This is a genomic window from Sporolactobacillus kofuensis (assembly GCF_024125425.1).
Lineage (GTDB): Bacteria > Bacillota > Bacilli > Bacillales > Sporolactobacillaceae > Sporolactobacillus > Sporolactobacillus kofuensis.
This window is the reverse complement of record NZ_JAMXWN010000006.1, coordinates 66,778-88,360: the sequence shown is the minus strand read 5'-3', so window position 1 is coordinate 88,360 and position 21,583 is coordinate 66,778. Positions and strand designations below refer to the sequence as shown.

Below are 21,583 nucleotides of genomic sequence, written 5' to 3'. Positions count from 1 at the left end.
AAGATCACATGACCGTTATCGAGTTGCTCATGCCGGGAATCAGCGTTATGCTCATTTATAGAAAATAGGATGCTACCAAGCCTTGGGCACCGGCTGATCCTATGTTTTACGTACCTTTATTTTTTGTGTGAAAATAGGCGATGGCGCTCGTTCAACTGTTGAATGAAGTCTGTTTCATACGTCTGCCTTGAGCCCTTTTCGTAAGGTTTTTTTAGGTGGGCGTTTTTTCGTTTTGATCATTAGGGAGGAATTGTTTTGTCTTATTTACTGCTTATTGTCTTTGGTATGCTTGGCGCACTCTCCAGGTACTTTCTCGAATGTCTGATTCATCCTGATCCTCTACCACTAGCCACACTGCTCATTAATATACTGGGTTGTTTCTTTATTACCTTCTTTGCGCAGTCATCCCGCTTCTTTCGGAATTTATCTCCACAATGGCGTGGGGCAATCAGCACTGGTTTTATCGGATCGTTCACCACACTTTCCGCTTTTTTACTTGAGGTTATTCACTTTATTCAAGGCGGCAATGTTCTGATCGCAGCCGTCTACTTTGCCCTCACAGTATCAAGCGGGCTCCTCGCTTGCTGGCTTGGTGATCGCGTCAGTAACACTTTATTTCATCTAAAAGAGGAGGCAAAATGATGCTATTCAATGCATTGATGGTTGCAATAGGTGCCATTTGCGGTGTATTGGGACGGGCCCTCCTCTCAAAAAAAATTGATCGAGAGAAAAAACAGGCATTTCCAATTGCAACTTTTTCAATCAATATGATCGGCTGCTTTGTGCTCGGCCTTGTTGTCGGTTTCCCACTAGATCAGCATCTACTCTTAATGCTGTCTACCGGAGTCATTGGTACGTTCACTACCTTTTCCACCTTTAATGCAGAAAACATCCACCTTTTACGCAAAAAAAGGTACGCTCTTTTTGTGTGCTATGCGGGTGCAACTTTTGTATTTGGTATCTTGTTGATCACGTTTGGACAGGCTACTGCACATTTTCTATCTTGAGATAAACCGGGTCTTGCCTGGTCCATGGTTATCACTCTTTATACAGTTAGAGTTCTAAAAACCTATGCTTCATTGCTCGCTTTCCTCGGGCAATTCAGGAGCCTCATCAGACATACTATTTTATTTTTAAAAAACCGTCCGGGTATCCGGACGGTTTTCAACATTTAATTAGATGATGGACTGGACATAAGCGACAGCGCAGACAATAACAAGAAAAACCACACTATATTTGATTGTGAAGCGCAAAAGTATGCCCTCTTTTCCTGCGAGACCAACGGCTCCTGTTGCAACGGCAATCGACTGAGGAGATAACATTTTGGCTACTGTTCCCCCACCGACGTTTGCTGTGATTAAAATGAGTGGGAGTACACCAATTTGATTGGCAGTTGCGTGTTGCAACCCACCAAATAAAGCATTCGCAGACACAACGGATCCGGTCAAGAACACGCCAAGCCAGCCAAGAATCGGTGACACTGCCGGAAAATAGCGTGCTGTATGCGCCAGGGCAATACCCAGTGTGGCTGATTCGCCAGAATAATTGGCGATAAAAGCAAAAGACAGAACAAACATAATCGTTAGAATCGGTTTAATCAGTTCTTTAACCGTTTCAACAAACACCTGCCCAGCATCGCGCAGTTTAATTTTCAATAAGACCATTGTCGTAATGCAAGCACATGCGATGGCCGTTCCGGTAGCAGAAAGGAAGTCGAGTTTAAGGATCGCCGGATACAGAGTTGTTTCGGGGACTAGCGGTGCCCCTTTCAATACCATATTATGCAACCAGGGAAAGGGAATAGTAACCGTCGTTCCCGAAAGAATGCCCGATTCAGTAAATAATTGTTTGAATCCATTTGAACACCAGATCAAGACAAATAGCGTTAATAGAATAAATGGTGACCAGCCCTTTAAGACCTTTACAACACTCAAGTGTTCGCTCTTAGGTGATGTGTTTTCATGTCTTGCTAATTTCAAATAAGTTGCAAGACAGATTAAAGCAACAATAGCTGACGTAATGTCCGGTAACTCCGGACCTATAAAACGAATGGTCACCCACTGAGTAAGCGAGTAGGACAGTGCGGTTACCAATGTCGGCCGCCAGATTTTTTTAACGCCTTGGAAGCCACTCATGATCACCACAATTAGAAAAGGTACTGTGAACGAGATATAAGGCATATAGGTTGAAAGTTGTGCAGCAATTAAATGAGGTGCTATTCCAGTCACCTGACCTGCAACAATGATAGGAATGCCCATGGCACCGAATGATCCGGGAGCGATATTTGCAATCAGGCATAGCCCAGCCGCTTTGACCGGATCAAATCCAAGTCCAACAAGTAATGCGGCAGTTATGGCGATGGGGGCGCCAAACCCGGCTGCGCCTTCAAGGAACGAATTGAAAATGAACCCAACAATGAGCACCTGCAAGCGCGGATCGTCCGTTAATGAAACAATGGACGCGCGAATCACTTCAAACTGTCCGCTTTTCACCGTCAACTTGTAGAGGAAGACAGCACCAAGAACAATATAGGCAATTGGCCAAATGGAATAAGCAGCGCCATACCCTGCGGCACCAATTGCCGTTTTTGCCGGCATCTGATAAAAGATTAGCGCCGTAGTTAATGCAATGAGTACTGTAAAGAATGCGGCCATATGTCCTTTCATTTTCAGAACCGTCAAAGCTAAAAAGAAAAAGACTATAGGTAAAGCGGCAACTGCTGAAGAAATCCAAATATTGTGTCCTGGATCATAATTCTGTGTCCATACCATGGGCATTTCCTCCACAATCTACGTAGTTAATCACGAAAACTTACTTGTTGGATAGGATTCCCGACTTAAAACGGATTAACCCCTCTTCTAACACCTGAAATGTCATGTGACAATACTTTCTTTGTGTTCATTGCTTGGTTTTATACCATGATAAGGAAAGTTGTCAGAAGCCACTTAGGACTTGTCCCTATCTCTATAATAACAGCGCTTACAAAGTTTTTTATCCAACATTATGTCAATAATCGTACATCTTTTATTGATCAATCCATTGAGCACTCCTGTTTACCGCGGATCATTTAAAATGGGTATGCTTGTCTCTATAAGCTACCCATAAAAAAATTTTCACACGTATTGCTGGAGTTTGAAAATAGTGCTATAGTAGCTTTTGCACACAAATTAATTAACTAAGTTAACTATTAATCTAGTTAACTATTAATCCGGTTAATTTTCACATTGACTATTTACGATTTTGGAAGGGGTTCAAACATGAGTAATTTCGTACGTCTGCTTATTATCAACATTGTTGTCATTGTTATTCTCATCGGCGGTGGCGCAGTTGGTTATTATTACTATGACCAAAAAACAAATTTTGTCAAAACCGACAATGCCTCGATCAGTGGTCAAGCCATTTCTATCGCTTCTCCCGTATCCGGCAAACTCGTAAATTGGAAAGGCCAGCAAGGGGACCAATTTAATCAAAATCAAACTATCGGTGATGTAGCATCTACCGGAACAGATGGGAAGCCAGTCAAAACAGCAGTGAAAATGCCGGAATCAGCAACAATTGCTTTAAACAGTAGTATCAAAAATACATTTGTTGCTGCCGGAACTCAGCTTGCAGAAGCATACAATCTCAACGCTTTGTACGTTACTGCGAATATTGATGAAACGTCTATTGATAAAGTAAAGACAGGACAAAAAGTAGATCTTTCTATTGATGCATTCCCAGGAACGAAGTTTACCGGGAAAGTTGAAAAGATTGGCACGGCAACCGCAGGAACCTTCTCTTTAATTGCAAATTCAAACAGCAACGGAAACTTTACAAAAGTCACACAAGTTGTTCCGGTAAAAATCAAGCTGGATGGCTACAAGGGTGAAAAGTTACTGCCTGGAATGAACGTCACCGTCAAGATTCATATCTAATGATGAGAGGAGGGATATCATGACATCGTTCCTTTCCATTTACGCAGGTTGTGCCTTACTTTTTTTAATCATTTTCAATCTATTTCTGCGTATCCGCCGGAAGAAAAAGCAGAACAAAAGCGTTCTCAATCATCAATCAAAGGATGTAGTGCCAGATCAAGGTCAGTCAACATTAAATGCATTTGATCAGGAACCGATGCATCCAGATCAGCATACACACAGACAACAGGAATCTGTAGAAGCAACGATGAATGAAAAGCAAACACGTGGCAAGCCTGCTGCTGCAAATCAAACAGAGTCGCCACATGTCCTATCCATTATTGGTGTACTGATTCTCGGTGCGTTTATCGCCTTGCTGAATCAGACACTAATGAATGTCGCTCTGCCGAAAATGATGACAGATTTAACTATTTCAACAAACACCGCTCAGTGGATTACGACCGGATATATGCTCGTGAATGGGGTGCTTATCCCAATAACTGCTTTTCTCATGGAGACGTTTACCACGCGAAAGTTATTCATTTCCGCGATGTCTTTATTCACAGTAGGTTCATTGATCTGCGCGCTCTCACCGAACTTTACCCTGCTCATGGTTGGTCGTATTGTTCAAGCATCGGGTGCAGGGATTATCATGCCACTCATGACGAATGTCTTTCTTGCTGTATTTCCGCCTGAGAAACGGGGCGGCGCAATGGGATTGATGGGGCTAGCAATGATTTTTGCCCCTGCTGTTGGACCAACGCTTTCTGGTTATGTTGTCGAACATTTTTCCTGGCGCATTTTATTCTGGATTGTTCTCCCGCTGGGCGCACTCGACGTACTCTTGGCTGTACGCTACCTTAAAAATGTCGGAAGCAGGTCCTTTCCGAAACTGGATGGACTCGGCGTCATCCTTTCGACTATTGGATTTGGCGGAATCCTCTATGCATTCAGTGAAGCGGGAAATAATGGCTGGGATGATGCGCTCGTTGTATCCAGTTTGATCACCGGACTCTTGGCACTGATCTTATTTGTATGGCACGAACTCACAACAAAGACTCCGCTTCTTGACCTGCGCGTCTTTAAATACAGAATATTTACTTTTACAACCATCGTGAATATACTGGTAACTATGGCTATGTTTGCGGCGATGATTTTGTTGCCGATCTATCTGCAGAACATCCGTGGCTTTACGCCACTTCAATCCGGTCTACTTTTGCTACCGGGCGCAATACTCATGGGTGTGATGTCTCCGATTACCGGGCTTCTTTTTGATCGCATCGGCTCAAGACCGCTTGCCATTATCGGACTTGCGATTACTGTCGTCACCACTTGGGCATTCGCTCAATTGAGCGATTCGATGTCTTATGGGCATATTATGTTCTTGTACACAGCGCGCATGTTCGGCATGTCGCTTCTGATGATGCCGATTATGACTGAAGGCTTGAATAACTTGCCGAGAGCACTCAATAGTCACGGTACGGCAATGTCCAACACGATGCGCCAAGTTGCCGGTTCACTTGGAACAGCATTTCTGGTTACTGTCATGACGAATCGTACAACCTATCACGTCGGTGAGTACGCCAATCAAGTCACTTTAGGCAATCAACCACTGGTTCATAAATTGCAGGATGCTGGTTTTGCTCTTGCAAGTACGAGCCACTTATCTGCTGCACAAGGACAAGGGACCGCGCTTCAGCTGCTCACGCTGAAAATTGAACAGCTTGCGACTATTCAAGGGATTAATGATGCTTTTATCGTTGCAACCTTACTGACAGTGATCGCTTGGATTCTCTCCTTCTTTATTCAAAGAGCAACACCATCTAAGAACAAGCTGATTGCTGAAAAACAAGCTATAGGAACTGAAAATGATTAATGAATGATGAGAGCAGGTGACGCACACGAATAGAGAAACCACGATTCATGAAATCGAAAGTAATCTTTCAATTATGATTCGCAGATACCGTCGAACGATTAACGATCTGCTGGGAAGCGAACTGACCGCACATGAGTTTTTCTTTCTTTCGTGTCTCTATAAAAATCAGCCTGAGACCGCTTCGGCAATTGCAAAACGGTTAGAAGTTTCTCCAAGTTACGCGACAAACGTTGTCGATAAATTGATTCGTAAAAACTATGTTGCACGGAAACGTTCGGAATCCGATCGTCGAATCATTCAACTGACCGTAACTGCTGAAGGGAACGCACTTTATCAAAAATTAAGTGCTGTCCGTCGAGAATACGCTAACGAGATGTTTAAAGAGATCAATGATGAAGAACTCGAACAATTATCAATGCTTCTTGGAAAGCTTAATTGACAACAAGGCCATGATTCGGCCTTGTTGTTTTTTTGTTTTGGACATTTCGCGCGCACGTTCCAGTGGGTTTCGCACACGTTTGATTCCGTTTCGCGCGACTCACAGTAGGTCATTTTTCGTCACAAGTTAAGAAAAACCGGAAAAAAAGCGCCCGGTCCTTAAGCCATGCCGATGTTGATTATGCTCCGATTGCTCGCTTGCCGCGGGCGCACCGCGAGCCTCCTCGAACAGGCAAAAAGTCTGCGAGGTCTCGCTGGCACGCTGATCCCGCAGGCGTCTCGCATCTTCGCTCATTTTTAAGCAAAAAGTTTATTTTCTTTCTTATCTTTAAAAAAAACGGACGGGAGAAATCATCTATTGATTTCTCCCGCCCGTTTTTCATCAACCTATGAAAATCTTAGTGCTCGGCGATTACCGGCACTTTTTTATTTTCTGGTCCATCACTTGTTTTTTTGGGCCGTTTGAGCATGAGGCTCAGAACCATCCCCACAATTGCGATTCCAACTAAAACAAAGAATGTGTCCCCAAATGAGGAGGAGAGTGCATGCAGCGGTTGGTCGCCATCTTTCATGTGCAGTTTCATTCGCTGAGAAAGAATGGTCGACAAACCGGCAACAGCGAACGACATCATGACTTGTTGCGCAGCATTGGTCAGCGAAGTTACCCTGCTGACAATATTTTGCGGTGCAGACTGAATGATATGCGTATTCAGCGGCATCATCGACAAACCCATTCCCGCGCCGAGAAGTGCTAGAGGCAAAATGAGTGCGCGTGATCCATCCTCCGCTGATATGCCCGACAGTAAGTATGTGGCGGATGTGACAAAAACCAAACCGGTAATGACAACAGGTCTTGCACCGAGTCGATCAAATAAACGACCACCAATTGGCATAAAGATACCTGCCGCAATTGCCTGCGGAAGCACTGACATTCCCGATTCAAATGCGCTGAAGCCCTTGCCTTCCTGAAGAAACAGAGGAATAAGGAACATAGTTCCAAACAACGCGATTTGCGTAATCCATTGAACGATAATTCCTCTTGTAAAATCAGCAGAACGAAAGACGCGAAGCTCTAACAAAGGTTGCTTGCGACGAAGTTCTACACGAACAAAAAGAATCAGGGCGATGCCGCCCACAATCAATCCAGTGATTGTCTTCGTAGAGGTCCAGCTTGTTCCGCCTTCACTAACACCATAAGCGATAGATGCAAAGGCGATCGGAGCAAGGAACATACCTAAAGTATCTAATGCAGGCACAGATTGCCGCTCCAAATTTGGCATCGTGCGAACGCCCGCTAATACAGCAAGTGCACCAACTGGCAGATTAATCAAGAAAATCCAGTGCCAGCTGGCATTATCTATGAGCCAACCTGATAAAACCGGTCCAAGCGCCGGAGCAAGGAGCATTGGAATACCGATCATGCCCATGACTGCGCCCACTTTATTTCGAGGACTCAGACGGTAAACAAAGGCCATTGCAATAGGCGCAACCATCCCGCCGCCAAGTCCCTGAAGCACACGGAAAACAATAAGCTGTTCCACTCCTGAGGAGAGCGCGCATAACCCGGATCCAATCGTAAACATGATCACTGAAAAGAGAAAAACTCGTTTTGCTCCGAAACGATCAGAGAGCCAACCTGCAAGCGGGATAACCGCTGCTTGTGCGAGTGCATACCCGGTTACCGCCCACTGAACAACTGAAATCTTACTATTAAAATCCTTTACAAGTCCGGGAAGTGCAACGTTCATTGCCGTTCCATCCAGAATAACCATAAACATACCGACAATGATCGCCAAAAGCGGTGCAATAATTGCTTTTATTGACGTTGCTTGAACAGAACTGTCTGATGTTTCATTTAAAGCCATACCTCATCCTCCAATTTTACGTATCAATGATCTCGTGATCCTCATTGTTGACCTGTTTTTCATTAATGATTACAATAAATCAAGGGAATTGTTACGTTCATCGGACAATTGTCCGATCGCATAGGAAAATATTAGCGGACAATTGTCCGATTGTCAAATCTTTGACTCGTCTATGAAAAGGAGATCTGCTTTGGATGTCTGATCAACCGCAGCGCAGAGATGCAAATGAAATAAGCAAATCAATTTTGCAGACAACTGAATCCTTATTCTCTCAATACGGTGTTGGGAATGTCAGCATGCATCAGATTGCAAAAGCTGCCAATGTGGGCCAAGGAACGATGTATCGCCGCTATGCCAATAAGGGCGACCTTTGCCTTGAATTAATGAGTGAAAATTTCCATGCCCTGCAAGAACACATGCTCCAAAGTTTAGCAGAATTAAAAGCAGAGCCAGTAAAAGTAAGAATGCAGGCTCTTTTTAAGCTGCATCTAAAATTTCTAGAGAAGCACACTCAGCTTTTTGAAACGATTCATTCTTATATAACATGCACAAATACAACAAAACCATTTTACGAAAAAGCGCCTTATATTTTTCTCCATCAAACCATTCGCTCGTTGCTTGAGGAAGCCATTGAATCAAAAGAATCGCGACCGATTAATGCAGATTTTACCGCCCATACACTGATCGCTTCTATGAATCCAAAAATCTATAATTTTCTTCGCCAAAAAAACGGGTATTCTGCGAAAGAAGTAATTGAAAACGTCAACAAAACATTACTTGAGCCGCTTTTTATTGAGAAAAAATGAAGGTACCACGACCAACATCCAAGTCCGGTATTATTTTTCGTATCAAAGGGGTACACATGTCCGTGAACACGTCCGCTCTCATTAAACTCAGTATTGCTATGACAATTTTTGGTTCGATTGGTTTCTTTTCGCGATTGTCTGGGCTACCGTCTCTGGAGCTGGTCTTTGTCCGCTGCATCAGCGCAGCTGTTTTTCTTATTGCCTATTGGCTGATCAGCGGGAACTACAAGCGGGAAACATGGCAAAAGAAAGAAATAACCGCCATCTTAATTGGCGGTGTGTTCCTCGTCCTTAACTGGATTTTTTTCTTTGCCTCATTTGAAAAAACAGCAATTACCGTTGCGATCTCAATCTATAATCTGGCCCCAATTATCGTGCTTGTTATCGGTTGGCTCTTCTTCAAAGACCGGATCAAATTACTCGGTATATTCGCCGTTGTTCTCGCTTTTGTCGGTACTGTTTTGATTTCAGGCATCACTATAAATGATCTGACCAGCGGTAAATCAATTACCGGTCCGCTCTATGCGCTTGCTGCTTCTTTACTGTACGCTTTCGTCATCATCACCGGAAAATATATCAAGCATGCCAGTCCCTACTTAGTGACAATCATCCAGACTTCTATCGGTGTGATCATGCTACTGCCCTTTGTTCATTACTCATACTTCGACCACCTGACCGCAGCCAACTGGTTTTACAGCATTTTTACCGGTGTTGTTCATACAGGTATCGTTTATCTGCTGTTTTACGGCAGCATTCGCTCGCTCCGTACGCCCGTGATTTCCGCCCTTACCTATCTGGATCCTTTGGTCGCAATCCTACTCGATGTGCTCATCACTGGATTTGTGCCCACTTATCTGCAGATCCTTGGCATTCTGTTCATTTTCATCGCCCTGGCTTATACATTTAGAAAGCAAAAAGGATCAAAATAATCTGCCCATAGGTGTACCGTACAATCTTCCGTTGCTGCTGGTTCTCCTCTGGCTCGCATCAATTGGAACGGTCACGCAGGTGTCTCGCACTCAGAAGGCTTAGTATTGATCTAATAACAACATTATTTTTATACATAGGCAAAATTATTGTTCTAAAAGCCATCCGTAATTTTGCCTGCAATCAACACTATGATCAACGTAAACCTTGTCTCCTTTTATTTGATCGATCATCAGATAGCGTTTATTAAAGACCAGTTTGATCCAGCTGTACAAAATCATTATTCATACTGTCCAGAAACCCTTGTGCAGCGGGCCAAGTTAAATTAGATTGCAAAAAGGATGTATTCACACTGCTACCCTACCCCTACCTCATCTCGTCTTTACCGATGGGCAACTCAATCCTCATCATGACGCAAAAAGCGAAGGGCACCTCATCCCTTCGCTTCATCTTTCATTTATTCAGTTTTGCGGCATCATTCTCGGATATGAATTAGAGATATTTTGCGGCATAGGCCAGGAGTTCATGAATTTCTCCTTTAGCAGTTTTGGTGAGCACCTTATTATCATTCAACATTTGTTCGCCACGCGCTTTAATAAAGCGCAGATAATCTTTGTTTCTCGTCCTGGCATACCCTTTTTTTGCATGATGCATATCACGAAAATCACCAGCAGCCTGTTTCGCCAGCAAATAGCGACCGATCAGTAAGGCAATAGCGAGGGACAAAGCGACTACTGTTCCCCAACCATTAGTAATGGTATATAACAGGATACCGATGACCATCAGTCCTGTCACCAATTTTGCCGAACTGTATACATAACCTTCAGGTTTATTCTTTGGTTCAAAAAATGCTCTCAAGCTGTTTAACATAAAAACCCCTCCTAGCCGTTCTCCAAAAAGTCTCATTCATCATCAAATGATGCGCCTACTTCTGTTATTCCTTAAATTATAGTCCGAAAATGCCGGCCCAGTAACCGAGAATACCAATGGCAAACATGCCAAAGATGATGTAGATTGCATTGACTTTACGTTTCAGAAGCCACATGCACGCAAACGTCATCAGCAAGGCAACGAGTCCTGGAAGAAGCGAATCCAAAATGTTCTGCAGAGATGTATTCACAACGTGACCTGCCTGTTTGTAAGAAACAAGCACAAGCGGCATCTTAATACTGGTCCATTTCGATACAAGCGAACCCATGACGAACAAGCCAAGTACGGAAGCCATTTGTGTCAACTTTTTCAGGCGATTGCCTGCAACGTCTTGAACAATATCCGTACCTTGACGGTAACCCACCTGGAACCCATACCATCTCGTCAGAAAACGGATGATGTTAATACCAAAGAAGAAGAGTAGCGGTCCAAGAATGCTTCCACTCAATGCCAGTGATGCACCAAGCGCTGCAAGAATCGGGCGTGCAGTTCCCCAATAGATTGGGTCGCCAATACCTGCCAATGGTCCCATCAAACCGATTTTTACGTTCGTGATTGCGGCTTCATCGATGTCTCCGCCTTCTGCTTTCTTTTGTTCCATCGCAGCAGTTACACCAAAGATTGCTGATGCCGGCCATGGCGTTGTGTTGAAGAATTCAAGATGACGCTTCAGTGCAGCAGCCTGATCTTCTTTTTTATGGTAGAAACGTTTGATCGCTGGTATCATGGTCACGCAGAATCCAATCGCTTGCATACGTTCAAAGTTGAACGAACCAAGCATGAACGTGCTTCGGAAATAGGTACTTAGGATATCTCTTTTCGTTAACGGCTCTACTTTTCTCAATTCTGTCATGTTCTTCACCCTCCTTATCCTAATACATCATCGTCGTCAGTTCCGACATTCGTCGCTGCAGCAGGCGCTTTAATCGAATCATGGAAATCTGGATTCAGCTGGACATAAACGACTGCTGCACAGGCAGCAAGAATACCTAAGCCTACAAGGTTAATCCCTGTCATAAACGTTGCAAGCGTAAAGCCAATGAAGAAGAACGGCATCAGAGAACGCGCTTTCATCATATTAATAACCATTGCATACCCAACGACAACGATGAATCCGCCGGAGACTTGAAGTCCGTGTGTGATGACCGGTGGAATCGAATCGAGCCATTGATTGACTACACTTGTTCCAGCGATTGCCGCAACAGCGCCTGTTGGGATGGCAACACGAAGCCCTTGCAAGAGCAGCGCGCCAAAGTGGCACCACTCAATCCCTCGGAAGTTGGCCTCCGCTGCATAGCGATCCGCTTGATGCTGGAAGAATACGGCAATAGTTCGAACGAAGATCGTTAATACTTGACCAGCCGCTGCGAGCGGAACGGCAATGGCAATACCTTCACCAATGGATTGATGACCGACAATAACGATGATTGCAGAAATTGTTGAAGCAAGTGCAGCGTCAGGGGCCATTGCAGCACCAACGTTCATCCAGCCTAACGCAATTAATTCAAGACTACCACCGAGAATAATACCAGTATGCAAATCTCCTAAAACAAGGCCGATCAGTGTACATGCAACAATCGGACGGTGAAACTGACGTTCATCCATTACACTCGCCATACCGCAGATGAGCGCTACGAGAATAACTAAAACAAACTGCATCGTATTCATGCTGAAAACCCTCCCTTTATTCTGTTGTTATAAAAGATTTTTGCTTTTCAACCGATTCATAAAGTCGGATGCTGTGGTGTTTGGCAATTGCTGCAAAATAAGCTTTACACCCCGTTTATCCAACTCCTTAAATGCTTCAACATCTTCCGGGCTGACGGAAACCGCCTCGGAGATTAATGTCATGCCTTCCTTAAAAGTGATTCCGCCAACATTAACCTGGGTAACTTCTACGCCGGCATCCATCAAGCGGAGCACATCCTTTGGTGTTTCGACAACCAGCAACACTTCCAGATTGTCATAGGACGGATTTTTGTAGCAGCGTGCTGTCTTGTCGATCGTCATGACGTAGGACTTTGTTCGTCCCGGAGCCACCTGTAAAAGTAATGTCTTTCTCAAATCATCTTTGGCAGCGCTGTCATTCGCAGCAATAATCGTACCTGCACCAACGTGATTCACCCAGTTGTTTGCCACCTGTCCATGGATGAGTCGTGAATCAATACGTAACCATTTAATTTTCATCCTAATTCATCTCCCTCGTCTTCTTCAGCACTATTCGCAAGCTTTTGATGTGTAAAAATTTCTTTAAATGACTTGATTCCATCTGCTCCCGCAAGCTTTGCGGTTGCAACCAGCTCTTCTAATGATCCACCGGCAAGCCGCTTCCCCAGCACTTCCACAAGCATGGGAAGATTGACGCCGGTGACAATATCCATCGTTTCTTTGCGGGCAACAAAGCGGCTCGCGGCATTATAAGGGCTTCCACCAAACAAATCGACAAGGAATAGGATTTGGTCATCCTCAAAGCCTTCGCTTACCGTTTGATATTTGTCCAGCAAATTCTCAATTCCTTCACCAGGTTTAAATGTGACCTGAGCAACATTCTCCATATTTCCGAAAATCATCTTAGCTGTTCCAATTAAAGCTTCAGATAAATTTCCGTGCGTAGCGATAACAATTGCGACCACTTTTTACCCTCCTTTCTCTCTGTACACTTTTATATAAGCAATTCCCGTGCCAATTTTGTGTGTTAAAAAAAAAAGAGCCCCCAAAAGGCTCTTAAACAGATGTTTGAATGAACTGATTTTTAAAACCAACACACTAATTGGTAAAGATGAAACACTATTTCTTTTTATAATTCACTAATGTCTGAAACGTTTCCAAACAAAACACTAATTTGATAATATACTAGGAAACAACACACTAAATTTGGGCTACTTGAGACTGAAGTATATTTTTTCCCAAATCATCAATCAGCATATCAATAAAATAATAAAACTCACCATCGCTCATTTGTACATTCAATTTAAAATTGAATACTTGGCGTGTCGGCTCAAGCTGGCGGAACAGCTGCTTCTTCTCCTCGCTAAGCTCCCCTTCGTATTTTAACGGTGTATGCACGACTTCACGTTCAAGCGCAAAAGCAAGATGCATGATGATTCGGATCTGCGTTGCATTTTTGAAGTGGAGATTTAGTGCTTTTTGCACGGCACCATTAAATTCAAGAATAGCAGCCACTGCCCGTTTCGGATTCAGATACATCAGCATATCCTGCAGACTATCTTCGCAGACACCTTTGACAATAATGTGCGATGGATTATCTTTGATCGGCAGCGCTTTGTTCTGCAAAATGGATTGGAGAATTTCTTGCCCTTCACCGCCGACAAATTGAGAAAGAGTGATATACGGCACGCCCTCAAGCTTCGGATTTTTCGCACCGATACTGGCTACAATTTCATATTTCTCCTGCATTTTTTGTGCAGTATCGTACAGATCCTCAATTGAGATCGGCAGCACGGTAATTTCTTCATCCGTCACATTGCGAAGATACATGCTGACGATATTTTTAATTCGCTTGGCAATCCCGCTTCCGGTTGTACAGATGGTGAGAATTGCTTTTTCACGCTGACCACTCGACTGCTGATGCTCCATACCAACAGTACGGCGCAGTTTGTAAAGCGAATCGACGAGCCCTTTTAAGTCCATATGAAGATAGTTCGCATTCTTGACGGCATCCAGAACCATCGGTGTGGACACCATATCAATCGCTTTGACGCGAACTTTTGCACCTCGAGCTATTTTTTCTTCAAAATAATAGAGGGATCCCATATCCACCATCATCAGTACCCCTGCACCTTGATCAACCATTTTGACCGCCTGTACGATATTATCGAAAATGTCGCTGAAATTTAAACTGAGCGGCATATCTACGGCCTCGATCGGATAGTCGCCCATCAATTCCTTAACAACACTGACCATCGAGCTCGCCGTATGCGGGCCGTGCGCTGCTACCACAATGCCGACGTTTTTCTGCTGCGAGAGTTCCACAAATGAACTGAGCAGAAAGGCAATATACACAATTTCAACTTCAGGAAGAGCCACTTTCACTTGATCTTCGATGAGCTGCGCTATTTTTCCTGCTGCTTCATAGTCTTTCTGTGCATACGTGAACATCGTTTGTTTCATATCAGGCGAACACTCCAGCTTGCGTTGCGGATGTTCCAAAAATGATGAGAGATGAACGGTCAGCAGCGATACAAATTGCCGGCTTAAGTGTTCGCCAAGCACTTGAGAACAAATTGTTTCGAAGTGCTTTGATAGGTCCATAATCCGCCGGTCCACAGCAGTGTTCTGCATATTCTTAGCTGTTTTTCGATAAAATTTTCTGAGCTGCTCCTTGATGTCCTCAGTAATTAGTTTGTGAATATCATGTGCAGACAGTCCCTCTTGAGTGAGCGAATCGTATTTTCCAGAAATCTTTTTATAAAGATCAAACGGCGGTTCATACTGATCGATATCCGTCAGCAATGGATCCTTGCTTCCTGTAACAACAAGGAACAGCGGCAGTTCTTTGTTTAACTGCTGATTCGTTTTCGGCTGATGCGAAATACGATGCAGTCCTTCCTGCATTTCTGAAGGCAGCATTTTCGCATCCAGCTGAACAAAATCATTATTCATACTGTCCAGAAACCCTTGTGCGCAGATCAGCTGCACATTGGATTTCAGCTGACCGATATTACCGAAGGTCACACTACCGATTAGTGCTTTGATCACATCTGCACTGACATGGAACCTATGATGCGTCCGGTGAGCTTCGCGTGAGAGCAGGAATTTAGTCAGCTCAATTTGCTCGCTGACACTCCGGCTCTGGAAATTTGGTATATTGATCATCACCGGAACGCGGCGCAGGAACGTCTGCAGCAGTGCCGATTCCGGATCAGCCGTTGTTGCACCGATGATCAAAACATGCGCCTCTCGTTTGTTTCCCGTCTCGCCAAGCTTACTGTAGCGGCCGGTATCCATGAAATAGAACAGCATTTCCTGACCTTCCGGCGGCAGACGGTGGATTTCATCGAGAAACAAAATTCCTCCGTCCGCTTTGGCCACCAGCCCGTCTTGATCGCGCGCGGCACCGGTAAATGCACCTTTGATGTAGCCGAACAGCTGACCAATCAGAAGCTGCGGGTTGTTGTAGTAATCAGCACAGTTAAAATCAATAAACGGCGCCTTTTCAACAATCCGCTTTATTGAGATCGCATAATTATGCATCATATGCGCAAACAGCGTTTTCCCTGATCCGGTCGGTCCGAGTATCAAAGTATGTAGTCCTCTCGGTGGGTAGACAATCGCTGATTTAGCCTGTTTCACACTTTTCTTCAGACTTTTATCTGCTCCAATCAAATGAGAAAATGGATCCTCATTTTTATCATGAACACGCTCTTGATTCAGCAATTCATTCAATGAAGATGCTTTGATTTCAAAGTCATGAACGACATCTCCGAATTGCGAACGAATAAGATCAGCAGGCACATACAGTACGGGGCGTGTGACAAACTTGATCACTCGTTTCTCACGAACAAGGGCATTCAGCTCTGAGCTGACATTGCTGCGCATGATAGCCAAGGCTTCCGCAAGATCAGAAGCCGTTACACCAGAATTCATTAGCAGTGTCTTCTTATCGAAATGTGCGCATTGTCTAGATAGTTCATCGTAAATCTTCTCACGTCGCCGTCCCATATTCGTCCACCTCTTCTGAATCAATTCTTCATAAAGTATCGTTTATCCTCTATTATACAATGAAAGCGGTTACTAAAGGCGATTTGAACTACTTTATCACGAAATGATCTAGAATTGGGCAAAAGAATAAGAAAAGTGCTAAATTGGGTGCCAGATTTGATCGGTTCGGGTCGAGCAATGCCGCATTCGGTTCGGGTTCGGTCCAATTCGGTTCGGTTAAGCCGCAATTCGGTTCGGGTATGCCGTGATTCGGCTCGGATTCGTCACGATTCGGTTCGGTTATGACGTGATTCGGCTCGGATTCGGTCCAATTCGGCTCGGTTATGCCGCAATTCGGTTCGGATCCCCGGATTCGGTTCGTGTATGCCGCAATTCGGTTCGGATAAGCCTCGATTCGGTTCGGGTAAGCCGCAATTCGGTTCGGTTATGCCGTGATTCGGCTCGGTTATGCCGCAATTCGGTTCGGTTATGCCGTGATTCGGTTCGGATCGCCGGATTCGGTTCGGTTATGCCGTGATTCGGTTCGGATTCGCCACGATTCGGTTCGGATTCGCCACGATTCGGTTCGGTTATGCCGAGATTCGGTTCGGGTCGCCACGATTCGGTTCGGGTAAGCCACGATTCGGTTCGGATATACCGAAATTCGGTTCGGATATACCGAAATTCGGTTCGGATTCGGCCCGATTCGGCTCGGATATGCCACAATTCGGTTCGATTTGGCTCCGTCCCCGTCGGTTTCAGCTCGGGTCGTGTGGATCACTGTTTTCTCCACAGTTGGTAGTTCTGGTGAAAGTACTGGTGATTCGGCATAAGATAATGCAATCCAATGCCACAGCCCGAGCCTCCAATTTCAAGTCCCATTTGTTTTCGAATTCTTGCGACTACATGTCTGCTTGGAACTTTTAAAAAATTACGGCATTGACTATTGGTCATTGTTTTTCCGAATAAGAGAAAATAATCCAGCATCATTTGATTTGCCGCAGCAGGATCTGCATGGCCGCATCGATTGCATTTCCATGATCGAGCGATACGCTTCATCGTGAAACAGCGGCAACGAGAGCACTGCACACCATACAGAAGATCGGCTGCTGAGATTGAGTACTGTGCAAGCACATCCGTTTCCGGCTCTGTATGATCGGATAGCAACAGCTTTTCAAGTTTGTACAGCTGCGTTGCATCAAGCAGTTGCTGGGTGTAGGATTGGGCATTTTTAATGATTTTCGCTACCAACTGTTCTGCGTGACAGACCATGCGGCCAATCTCATTGTCTTTTGATGATGCTTTGATGAGTGTCTCAGTATTGGCTATTGAAATGAGGCACTGGATGGGGGGACAGACCAAATGACGGAATGAGAGCCATGCCGCGAGTCGGTCTTTATGCCGGGTCGCTTGAACAAGCGGATTGGGGAAACCTTCTTGATGCTCACCTTTCAATCTAATGAACTGATTAAAAACCGAATCAAAATAAATCGTGCCAAAGTAATTTTTTGATTCCACAATATAAAGAGCAAATGGGCTGATGATCAGTGCATCAATCTCAAAAGGAGTTTGAATGTGCGCGCTTAAACGAAGATTATACAGACAATGGAATTGCTGAGGAAGTGCATCGAGGTAATAGCTGAGTTTTTGTTCGCCACGCCAACCAGCCTGGCGTTTAATGAAATCGGATTCGACAATTGAAAACTTGGGATGCTCTTCGGGCAAATGTCTCAGCAGTGCGGAAACGGTCAGAAGACGCATGGGTATGAATTGTTGATTCACATTCAATAGGCAGCCTTCCCTTCTTTATTAGTCGTTCAATAGTTCGCTGCGAGATTCGACAATTCCTGCAAGACACTTTCTGTAAAAAGAGCCTATCCTAACAGCGCAGCCAGCATATCTGCACGATCGCCGCTCGCATCATAAGAACAGCCACCTTCATAAAAAATAACGTACCAACAAGCCCACCACAACGCCGGCCACAACCGATGGCAAGAATTTTTTAAACAATAGAATTGCAAGCGCTCCGGCAAGACAGGCAGCGAGCACCGGCAATGACAAAACAAGATGACCGCCTGAAGGTATGAAAATTTGTTTGACAATCAGCGCGACGATAATCGCTGTAGGAACGTAATTAAAATAAAGACGAACGGCCGGATTTAATTCCCGTCCGGCCATGACGGTTAGCCCCAGCACTCGTGAAACATAGGTGGCAACTGCAAGCACGCCAATTAAAATCCATTGATTAACCATGATCGCTCCTCCTGTGCATAAAGAGTCCGACAAGTGGTGCGAGAAGGCCCGTAATGATGATCGTTAATTCATTACCCGGTTTGAACCATTCAAGGCACAGTGCCATAAGCACTGCCGCTAGAGCTGTTCCGATGACCGGCTTCCCTTTCAATCCAGGAACAAGCAGCGCTGCAAACGTGACTGGAAACGCTAAATCGAGGCCAAACTTTTGCGGATCAAGATGATCACCGATTAAAGCTCCAGTTAGTGAAGAAAAAATCCAGGCGATATAAAAAATCCCTGCAACAACTGCAAAATAGAGCGGATCCGGTCCTACCTTTTGAAATCGGCTGCTGGCAAGTACAAAAGGTTCATCCGTAATCCCAAATGCGAGCAGGCTGGTCCATTTTTTTGCCGGACCAAGTCCGTCGGCCAATGCCGCCCCATAGAGCAGATTCCGCAAATTCAATAAAACAACAGTCAATAATACACTTGTAAGTCCCGCACCTCCGGCAAGCATTGCTACGGCAACAAGCTGAGCGGATCCGGAAAAAACGAGCACAGACATCAGAACTGCAGTTAGTGCGTTAAAATCAACCTGTGTTGCCAGTACCCCATAAGATAGCCCATAGGCAGCAATCGCAATTGCCAAGGGCAGTGCTTCAACGCATGCCGTTCTTATCGTCGCCTTCCGCTGCTCCATGTCCATTCCCTCTTTTCGAATCCCAATCAAGATGCTATAAAGTGAACGATATAATAAATAGTCCTACTTGTCTACGAAATAATAATGACTCTTTATACATAAATAATCATTAATCTCCTTATAAAAAACCTAGTCATTCATCAAAATATATGTTAACCTAATAATTGTTTTGGTTAACATATTTATAAGGAGACGTAGTCAATGAATCATATAAAACTAAAAAATCTTATTCTATGCGCATTATTTGCGGCGATTACAGCCATTCTTGCACAGGTGAACATTCCACTGCCGATTATCCCGATCAGTGGACAAACACTTGCAGTTGGATTGACAGCTACTATTCTAGGAAGCCGATATGGTACCGCCTCTATGTTGGTTTATGCTGGACTCGGAGCGATCGGTCTACCCGTATTTGCTGGGATGAGCGGTGGATTGAGTGTCATCCTTGGTCCTTCCGGCGGCTACATCATTGGTTTCATCGTGACTGCCTTTGTCACCGGGTTTATCCTGGAGCGCACAAAGTTCAACATGCCTATGGCAATCCTTGCTAATATTGTAGGTATGCTCGTCACCCTTGCCATAGGAACGATGCAATTGAAGCTCGTTCTGGATCTCTCATGGTCTAAAGCCTTAGCTATTGGCGTCTACCCATTCTTGATCGTGGGTATCCTTAAAGCCCTAATTGCAAGCTTTGTTGGTATTCGTGTCCGTCAGCGACTGACTAAATTTGGGCTAATTACCACTGGCAAACAGCAAACGGCGGCGTAAAAACTTTCTATTCCCCTAACAAGCACATGGCCGGTTAACGGTCATGTGCTTGTTTACGTTTGATTATCGTTTTTCCTCCGGTCAATTCAAAGACAGCCAACCCTTAAATGCTGAGTTGTGCTTAAGTTTTACGTATGCCTTCGTAAAACGGACAAATTCATTGGTATAGACTTCTTTATACTTAGAGTAATGATAATAGCTTTTCAAAAATTTTTCTGCACTGCGAATACCGCCACGATGTTCTAAAAGCAGACCAAGTGCCGCACTCGATTTGGTATACGTCTAATTGCTCCGACCGTAACGATACTGATCCAGAGACAAATTAACCGGATATTGGTTAAATTTCTCGCGTTCTAGATCTATTAAGCAAAAAAGAACGGCTGCAAATGATTTGAGCCGTTCTTTTCTGTAAGCCATTATTCACTTGGTAGTTATTAATGAAACGACGAGCAACGGGTCGCCATTCTTTTTAGAGCAGCGTCAGTATCAGTGTTCCACCGCTACTTGGTTGACTTGATGCTCGCTCTGCCCGGTTTTAAGAATCGCAAGCACATCATTCAGGCTGATCTCGACCATGTTCTGCACAGCGAGATTCGTATAGAACCCAATATGTGGCGTAATCAGCACATTTGGCAATGCACGCAAGGTTTTGAGCTGCTCACTTGGAAGTTCTTTGCCCCGCAGGTCATGATTGAAGAAATACTCTTCGCCATCCAATGTATCGAGTGCTGCGCCCGCAATTTTTTTGTTTTGAAGGGCTTGGATCAGCGCATCGGTGTCGACAACTGGTCCACGCGAAGCATTAACCAATACTGCATCCGGCTTGATCAACGCCAGTGCATCAGCATCAATAAGGTGGGTTGTGGAATCCATCAATGGCACATGCAAAGTGATCACATCTGCGGTTTTTAAAAGTTCTTCCTTAGAGACATAGGTCAGTACATCCTTCAGGTCATCGCGCTCGACAATATCGTTGGCGATTACTGTTGCACCAAGTCCTTTAAATAATCGGGCGGCCGTCCCGCCGATGCGGCCGGCACCAATAATGCCGACCGTCAACGAGCGGATCTCACGCGCCATGAGTCCTGCCCAGCGGAAGTCTTGCTGTCTGCCACGCTCATCGAAAAGTTCCAAATTGCGGATCAATCGCATCGCCTGGGTAAGTGCCAGTTCGGCCACTGAATTTGGCGAATAGGCAGGCACATTGGTAATAATCAGGCCATGAGCGGATGCCTGTTCAAGATCAACGATGTCATAACCAGCTGTACGTAAAGCCAGCTGCTTTAGTCCATTTTTTTCAAGCGTCTCATAAATTGCAGGGTCGCTGAGATGATTGCGCTGCTGAATGACGATGCCGTCATAGTCCTTCGTCAGCTTGGCCGTTTCCGCATCCAGTTCCAGTTGATTGGTATCCACCTGAACGCCTGTTTTTTCTGCCCATGCCTGAATTGCTGATTCTTCATCAGCCCGAACACTAAACATAA

Annotated in this window: 21 protein-coding genes; 9 read left to right on the top strand and 12 right to left on the bottom strand. The window is 44.7% G+C overall.

Going from position 1 to position 21,583, the window contains the following annotated elements:
- The first annotated feature begins 255 nt into the window (after positions 1-255).
- On the top strand, positions 256-642 hold the full coding sequence (locus NIE32_RS06650; protein ID WP_253054129.1) for a fluoride efflux transporter FluC: 387 nt from the start codon (positions 256-258) through the stop codon (positions 640-642).
- On the top strand, positions 639-1,007 hold the full coding sequence (gene crcB, locus NIE32_RS06645; RefSeq protein ID WP_253054127.1) for a fluoride efflux transporter CrcB: 369 nt from the start codon (positions 639-641) through the stop codon (positions 1,005-1,007). The genes NIE32_RS06650 and crcB overlap by 4 nt, the downstream gene beginning before the upstream one ends.
- A 168-nt stretch (positions 1,008-1,175) precedes the next feature.
- Here the strand turns inward: crcB and NIE32_RS06640 are convergent, their stop codons facing one another.
- Positions 1,176-2,771: a lactate permease LctP family transporter gene (locus NIE32_RS06640; RefSeq protein WP_253054125.1), complete on the bottom strand. Its 1,596-nt coding sequence runs from the start codon at positions 2,769-2,771 to the stop codon at positions 1,176-1,178.
- A 486-nt stretch (positions 2,772-3,257) separates the two neighbouring features.
- Between NIE32_RS06640 and NIE32_RS06635 the strand changes: the two genes are divergently transcribed.
- The 3 genes from NIE32_RS06635 to NIE32_RS06625 are packed head-to-tail and all read left to right on the top strand — an operon-like array spanning position 3,258 to position 6,208.
- Positions 3,258-3,914: an HlyD family secretion protein gene (locus NIE32_RS06635; RefSeq protein ID WP_253054123.1), complete on the top strand. Its 657-nt coding sequence runs from the start codon at positions 3,258-3,260 to the stop codon at positions 3,912-3,914.
- A gap of 19 nt (positions 3,915-3,933) precedes the next feature.
- The gene (locus tag NIE32_RS06630; protein WP_253054121.1) at positions 3,934-5,769 is read left to right on the top strand and encodes a DHA2 family efflux MFS transporter permease subunit; all 1,836 of its coding nucleotides are present in this window, start codon (positions 3,934-3,936) and stop codon (positions 5,767-5,769) included.
- Between the two features lie 16 nt (positions 5,770-5,785).
- Positions 5,786-6,208: a MarR family winged helix-turn-helix transcriptional regulator gene (locus tag NIE32_RS06625; RefSeq protein ID WP_253054119.1), complete on the top strand. Its 423-nt coding sequence runs from the start codon at positions 5,786-5,788 to the stop codon at positions 6,206-6,208.
- A 397-nt stretch (positions 6,209-6,605) separates the two neighbouring features.
- Here the strand turns inward: NIE32_RS06625 and NIE32_RS06620 are convergent, their stop codons facing one another.
- A complete protein-coding gene (locus NIE32_RS06620) occupies positions 6,606-8,072 on the bottom strand; it encodes an MDR family MFS transporter (RefSeq protein WP_253054117.1) in 1,467 nt (488 codons plus the stop codon).
- 194 nt (positions 8,073-8,266) lie between these two features.
- On the opposite strand from NIE32_RS06620, the gene NIE32_RS06615 reads away from it, so the two are divergent.
- Positions 8,267-8,878: a TetR/AcrR family transcriptional regulator gene (locus tag NIE32_RS06615; RefSeq protein WP_253054115.1), complete on the top strand. Its 612-nt coding sequence runs from the start codon at positions 8,267-8,269 to the stop codon at positions 8,876-8,878.
- A 56-nt stretch (positions 8,879-8,934) separates the two neighbouring features.
- The gene (locus NIE32_RS06610) at positions 8,935-9,807 is read left to right on the top strand and encodes a DMT family transporter (protein ID WP_253054113.1); all 873 of its coding nucleotides are present in this window, start codon (positions 8,935-8,937) and stop codon (positions 9,805-9,807) included.
- Positions 9,808-10,297: 490 nt separating this feature from the next.
- Here NIE32_RS06610 and NIE32_RS06605 read toward each other — a convergent pair whose 3' ends face one another.
- From NIE32_RS06605 to NIE32_RS06580, 6 genes are all read right to left on the bottom strand, one after another.
- Complete coding sequence (locus NIE32_RS06605; RefSeq protein WP_253054111.1) at positions 10,298-10,675, bottom strand: hypothetical protein; 378 nt, start codon at positions 10,673-10,675, stop codon at positions 10,298-10,300.
- A 76-nt stretch (positions 10,676-10,751) separates the two neighbouring features.
- Positions 10,752-11,588 (bottom strand): PTS system mannose/fructose/sorbose family transporter subunit IID, encoded by an 837-nt coding sequence (locus NIE32_RS06600; RefSeq protein ID WP_253054109.1) that lies wholly within the window; start codon positions 11,586-11,588, stop codon positions 10,752-10,754.
- A gap of 14 nt (positions 11,589-11,602) precedes the next feature.
- Positions 11,603-12,403, bottom strand: a complete 801-nt coding sequence (locus NIE32_RS06595) for a PTS mannose/fructose/sorbose transporter subunit IIC (RefSeq protein WP_253054107.1) — start codon at positions 12,401-12,403, stop codon at positions 11,603-11,605.
- A 27-nt stretch (positions 12,404-12,430) separates the two neighbouring features.
- The gene (locus NIE32_RS06590; protein WP_253054105.1) at positions 12,431-12,922 is read right to left on the bottom strand and encodes a PTS sugar transporter subunit IIB; all 492 of its coding nucleotides are present in this window, start codon (positions 12,920-12,922) and stop codon (positions 12,431-12,433) included.
- Positions 12,919-13,368, bottom strand: coding sequence for a mannose/fructose/sorbose PTS transporter subunit IIA (locus NIE32_RS06585; RefSeq protein WP_253054103.1), 450 nt, complete (start codon positions 13,366-13,368; stop codon positions 12,919-12,921). The genes NIE32_RS06590 and NIE32_RS06585 overlap by 4 nt, the downstream gene beginning before the upstream one ends.
- A gap of 235 nt (positions 13,369-13,603) precedes the next feature.
- A complete protein-coding gene (locus tag NIE32_RS06580) occupies positions 13,604-16,417 on the bottom strand; it encodes a sigma-54-dependent transcriptional regulator (protein WP_253054101.1) in 2,814 nt (937 codons plus the stop codon).
- Between the two features lie 244 nt (positions 16,418-16,661).
- Between NIE32_RS06580 and NIE32_RS06575 the strand changes: the two genes are divergently transcribed.
- Positions 16,662-16,934, top strand: coding sequence for a hypothetical protein (locus tag NIE32_RS06575; RefSeq protein WP_253054099.1), 273 nt, complete (start codon positions 16,662-16,664; stop codon positions 16,932-16,934).
- A gap of 239 nt (positions 16,935-17,173) precedes the next feature.
- On the opposite strand, the gene NIE32_RS06570 is transcribed toward NIE32_RS06575, so the two are convergent.
- The 3 genes from NIE32_RS06570 to NIE32_RS06560 form a co-directional block, all read right to left on the bottom strand.
- Positions 17,174-18,178 (bottom strand): nuclease-related domain-containing protein, encoded by a 1,005-nt coding sequence (locus NIE32_RS06570; protein WP_253054264.1) that lies wholly within the window; start codon positions 18,176-18,178, stop codon positions 17,174-17,176.
- A gap of 156 nt (positions 18,179-18,334) precedes the next feature.
- On the bottom strand, positions 18,335-18,649 hold the full coding sequence (locus tag NIE32_RS06565) for an AzlD domain-containing protein (RefSeq protein WP_253054097.1): 315 nt from the start codon (positions 18,647-18,649) through the stop codon (positions 18,335-18,337).
- Positions 18,642-19,331, bottom strand: a complete 690-nt coding sequence (locus NIE32_RS06560) for an AzlC family ABC transporter permease (RefSeq protein ID WP_253054095.1) — start codon at positions 19,329-19,331, stop codon at positions 18,642-18,644. Before NIE32_RS06560 ends, NIE32_RS06565 begins: the two co-directional genes overlap by 8 nt.
- A 201-nt stretch (positions 19,332-19,532) precedes the next feature.
- Between NIE32_RS06560 and NIE32_RS06555 the strand changes: the two genes are divergently transcribed.
- Positions 19,533-20,099: a biotin transporter BioY gene (locus NIE32_RS06555; RefSeq protein ID WP_253054093.1), complete on the top strand. Its 567-nt coding sequence runs from the start codon at positions 19,533-19,535 to the stop codon at positions 20,097-20,099.
- 486 nt (positions 20,100-20,585) lie between these two features.
- On the opposite strand, the gene NIE32_RS06550 is transcribed toward NIE32_RS06555, so the two are convergent.
- Entirely contained in the window at positions 20,586-21,581 is a 996-nt protein-coding gene (locus NIE32_RS06550) for a D-2-hydroxyacid dehydrogenase (protein ID WP_253054091.1), read from the bottom strand.
- Positions 21,582-21,583 lie beyond the last annotated feature (2 nt).

Bases quoted from the DNA above. Each gene is read 5' to 3' on its own strand.
- NIE32_RS06550 (WP_253054091.1), bottom strand. From the start codon at position 21,581: ATGTTTAGTGTTCGGGCTGATGAAGAATCAGCAATTCAGGCATGGGCA.
- NIE32_RS06565 (WP_253054097.1), bottom strand. From the start codon at position 18,649: ATGGTTAATCAATGGATTTTAATTGGCGTGCTTGCAGTTGCCACCTAT.
- NIE32_RS06615 (WP_253054115.1), top strand. From the start codon at position 8,267: ATGTCTGATCAACCGCAGCGCAGAGATGCAAATGAAATAAGCAAATCA.
- NIE32_RS06620 (WP_253054117.1), bottom strand. From the start codon at position 8,072: ATGGCTTTAAATGAAACATCAGACAGTTCTGTTCAAGCAACGTCAATA.
- NIE32_RS06560 (WP_253054095.1), bottom strand. From the start codon at position 19,331: ATGGAGCAGCGGAAGGCGACGATAAGAACGGCATGCGTTGAAGCACTG.
- crcB (WP_253054127.1), top strand. From the start codon at position 639: ATGATGCTATTCAATGCATTGATGGTTGCAATAGGTGCCATTTGCGGT.
- NIE32_RS06630 (WP_253054121.1), top strand. From the start codon at position 3,934: ATGACATCGTTCCTTTCCATTTACGCAGGTTGTGCCTTACTTTTTTTA.
- NIE32_RS06605 (WP_253054111.1), bottom strand. From the start codon at position 10,675: ATGTTAAACAGCTTGAGAGCATTTTTTGAACCAAAGAATAAACCTGAA.
- NIE32_RS06595 (WP_253054107.1), bottom strand. From the start codon at position 12,403: ATGAATACGATGCAGTTTGTTTTAGTTATTCTCGTAGCGCTCATCTGC.
- NIE32_RS06555 (WP_253054093.1), top strand. From the start codon at position 19,533: ATGAATCATATAAAACTAAAAAATCTTATTCTATGCGCATTATTTGCG.
- NIE32_RS06580 (WP_253054101.1), bottom strand. From the start codon at position 16,417: ATGGGACGGCGACGTGAGAAGATTTACGATGAACTATCTAGACAATGC.
- NIE32_RS06600 (WP_253054109.1), bottom strand. From the start codon at position 11,588: ATGACAGAATTGAGAAAAGTAGAGCCGTTAACGAAAAGAGATATCCTA.
- NIE32_RS06640 (WP_253054125.1), bottom strand. From the start codon at position 2,771: ATGGTATGGACACAGAATTATGATCCAGGACACAATATTTGGATTTCT.
- NIE32_RS06590 (WP_253054105.1), bottom strand. From the start codon at position 12,922: ATGAAAATTAAATGGTTACGTATTGATTCACGACTCATCCATGGACAG.
- NIE32_RS06610 (WP_253054113.1), top strand. From the start codon at position 8,935: ATGTCCGTGAACACGTCCGCTCTCATTAAACTCAGTATTGCTATGACA.
- NIE32_RS06635 (WP_253054123.1), top strand. From the start codon at position 3,258: ATGAGTAATTTCGTACGTCTGCTTATTATCAACATTGTTGTCATTGTT.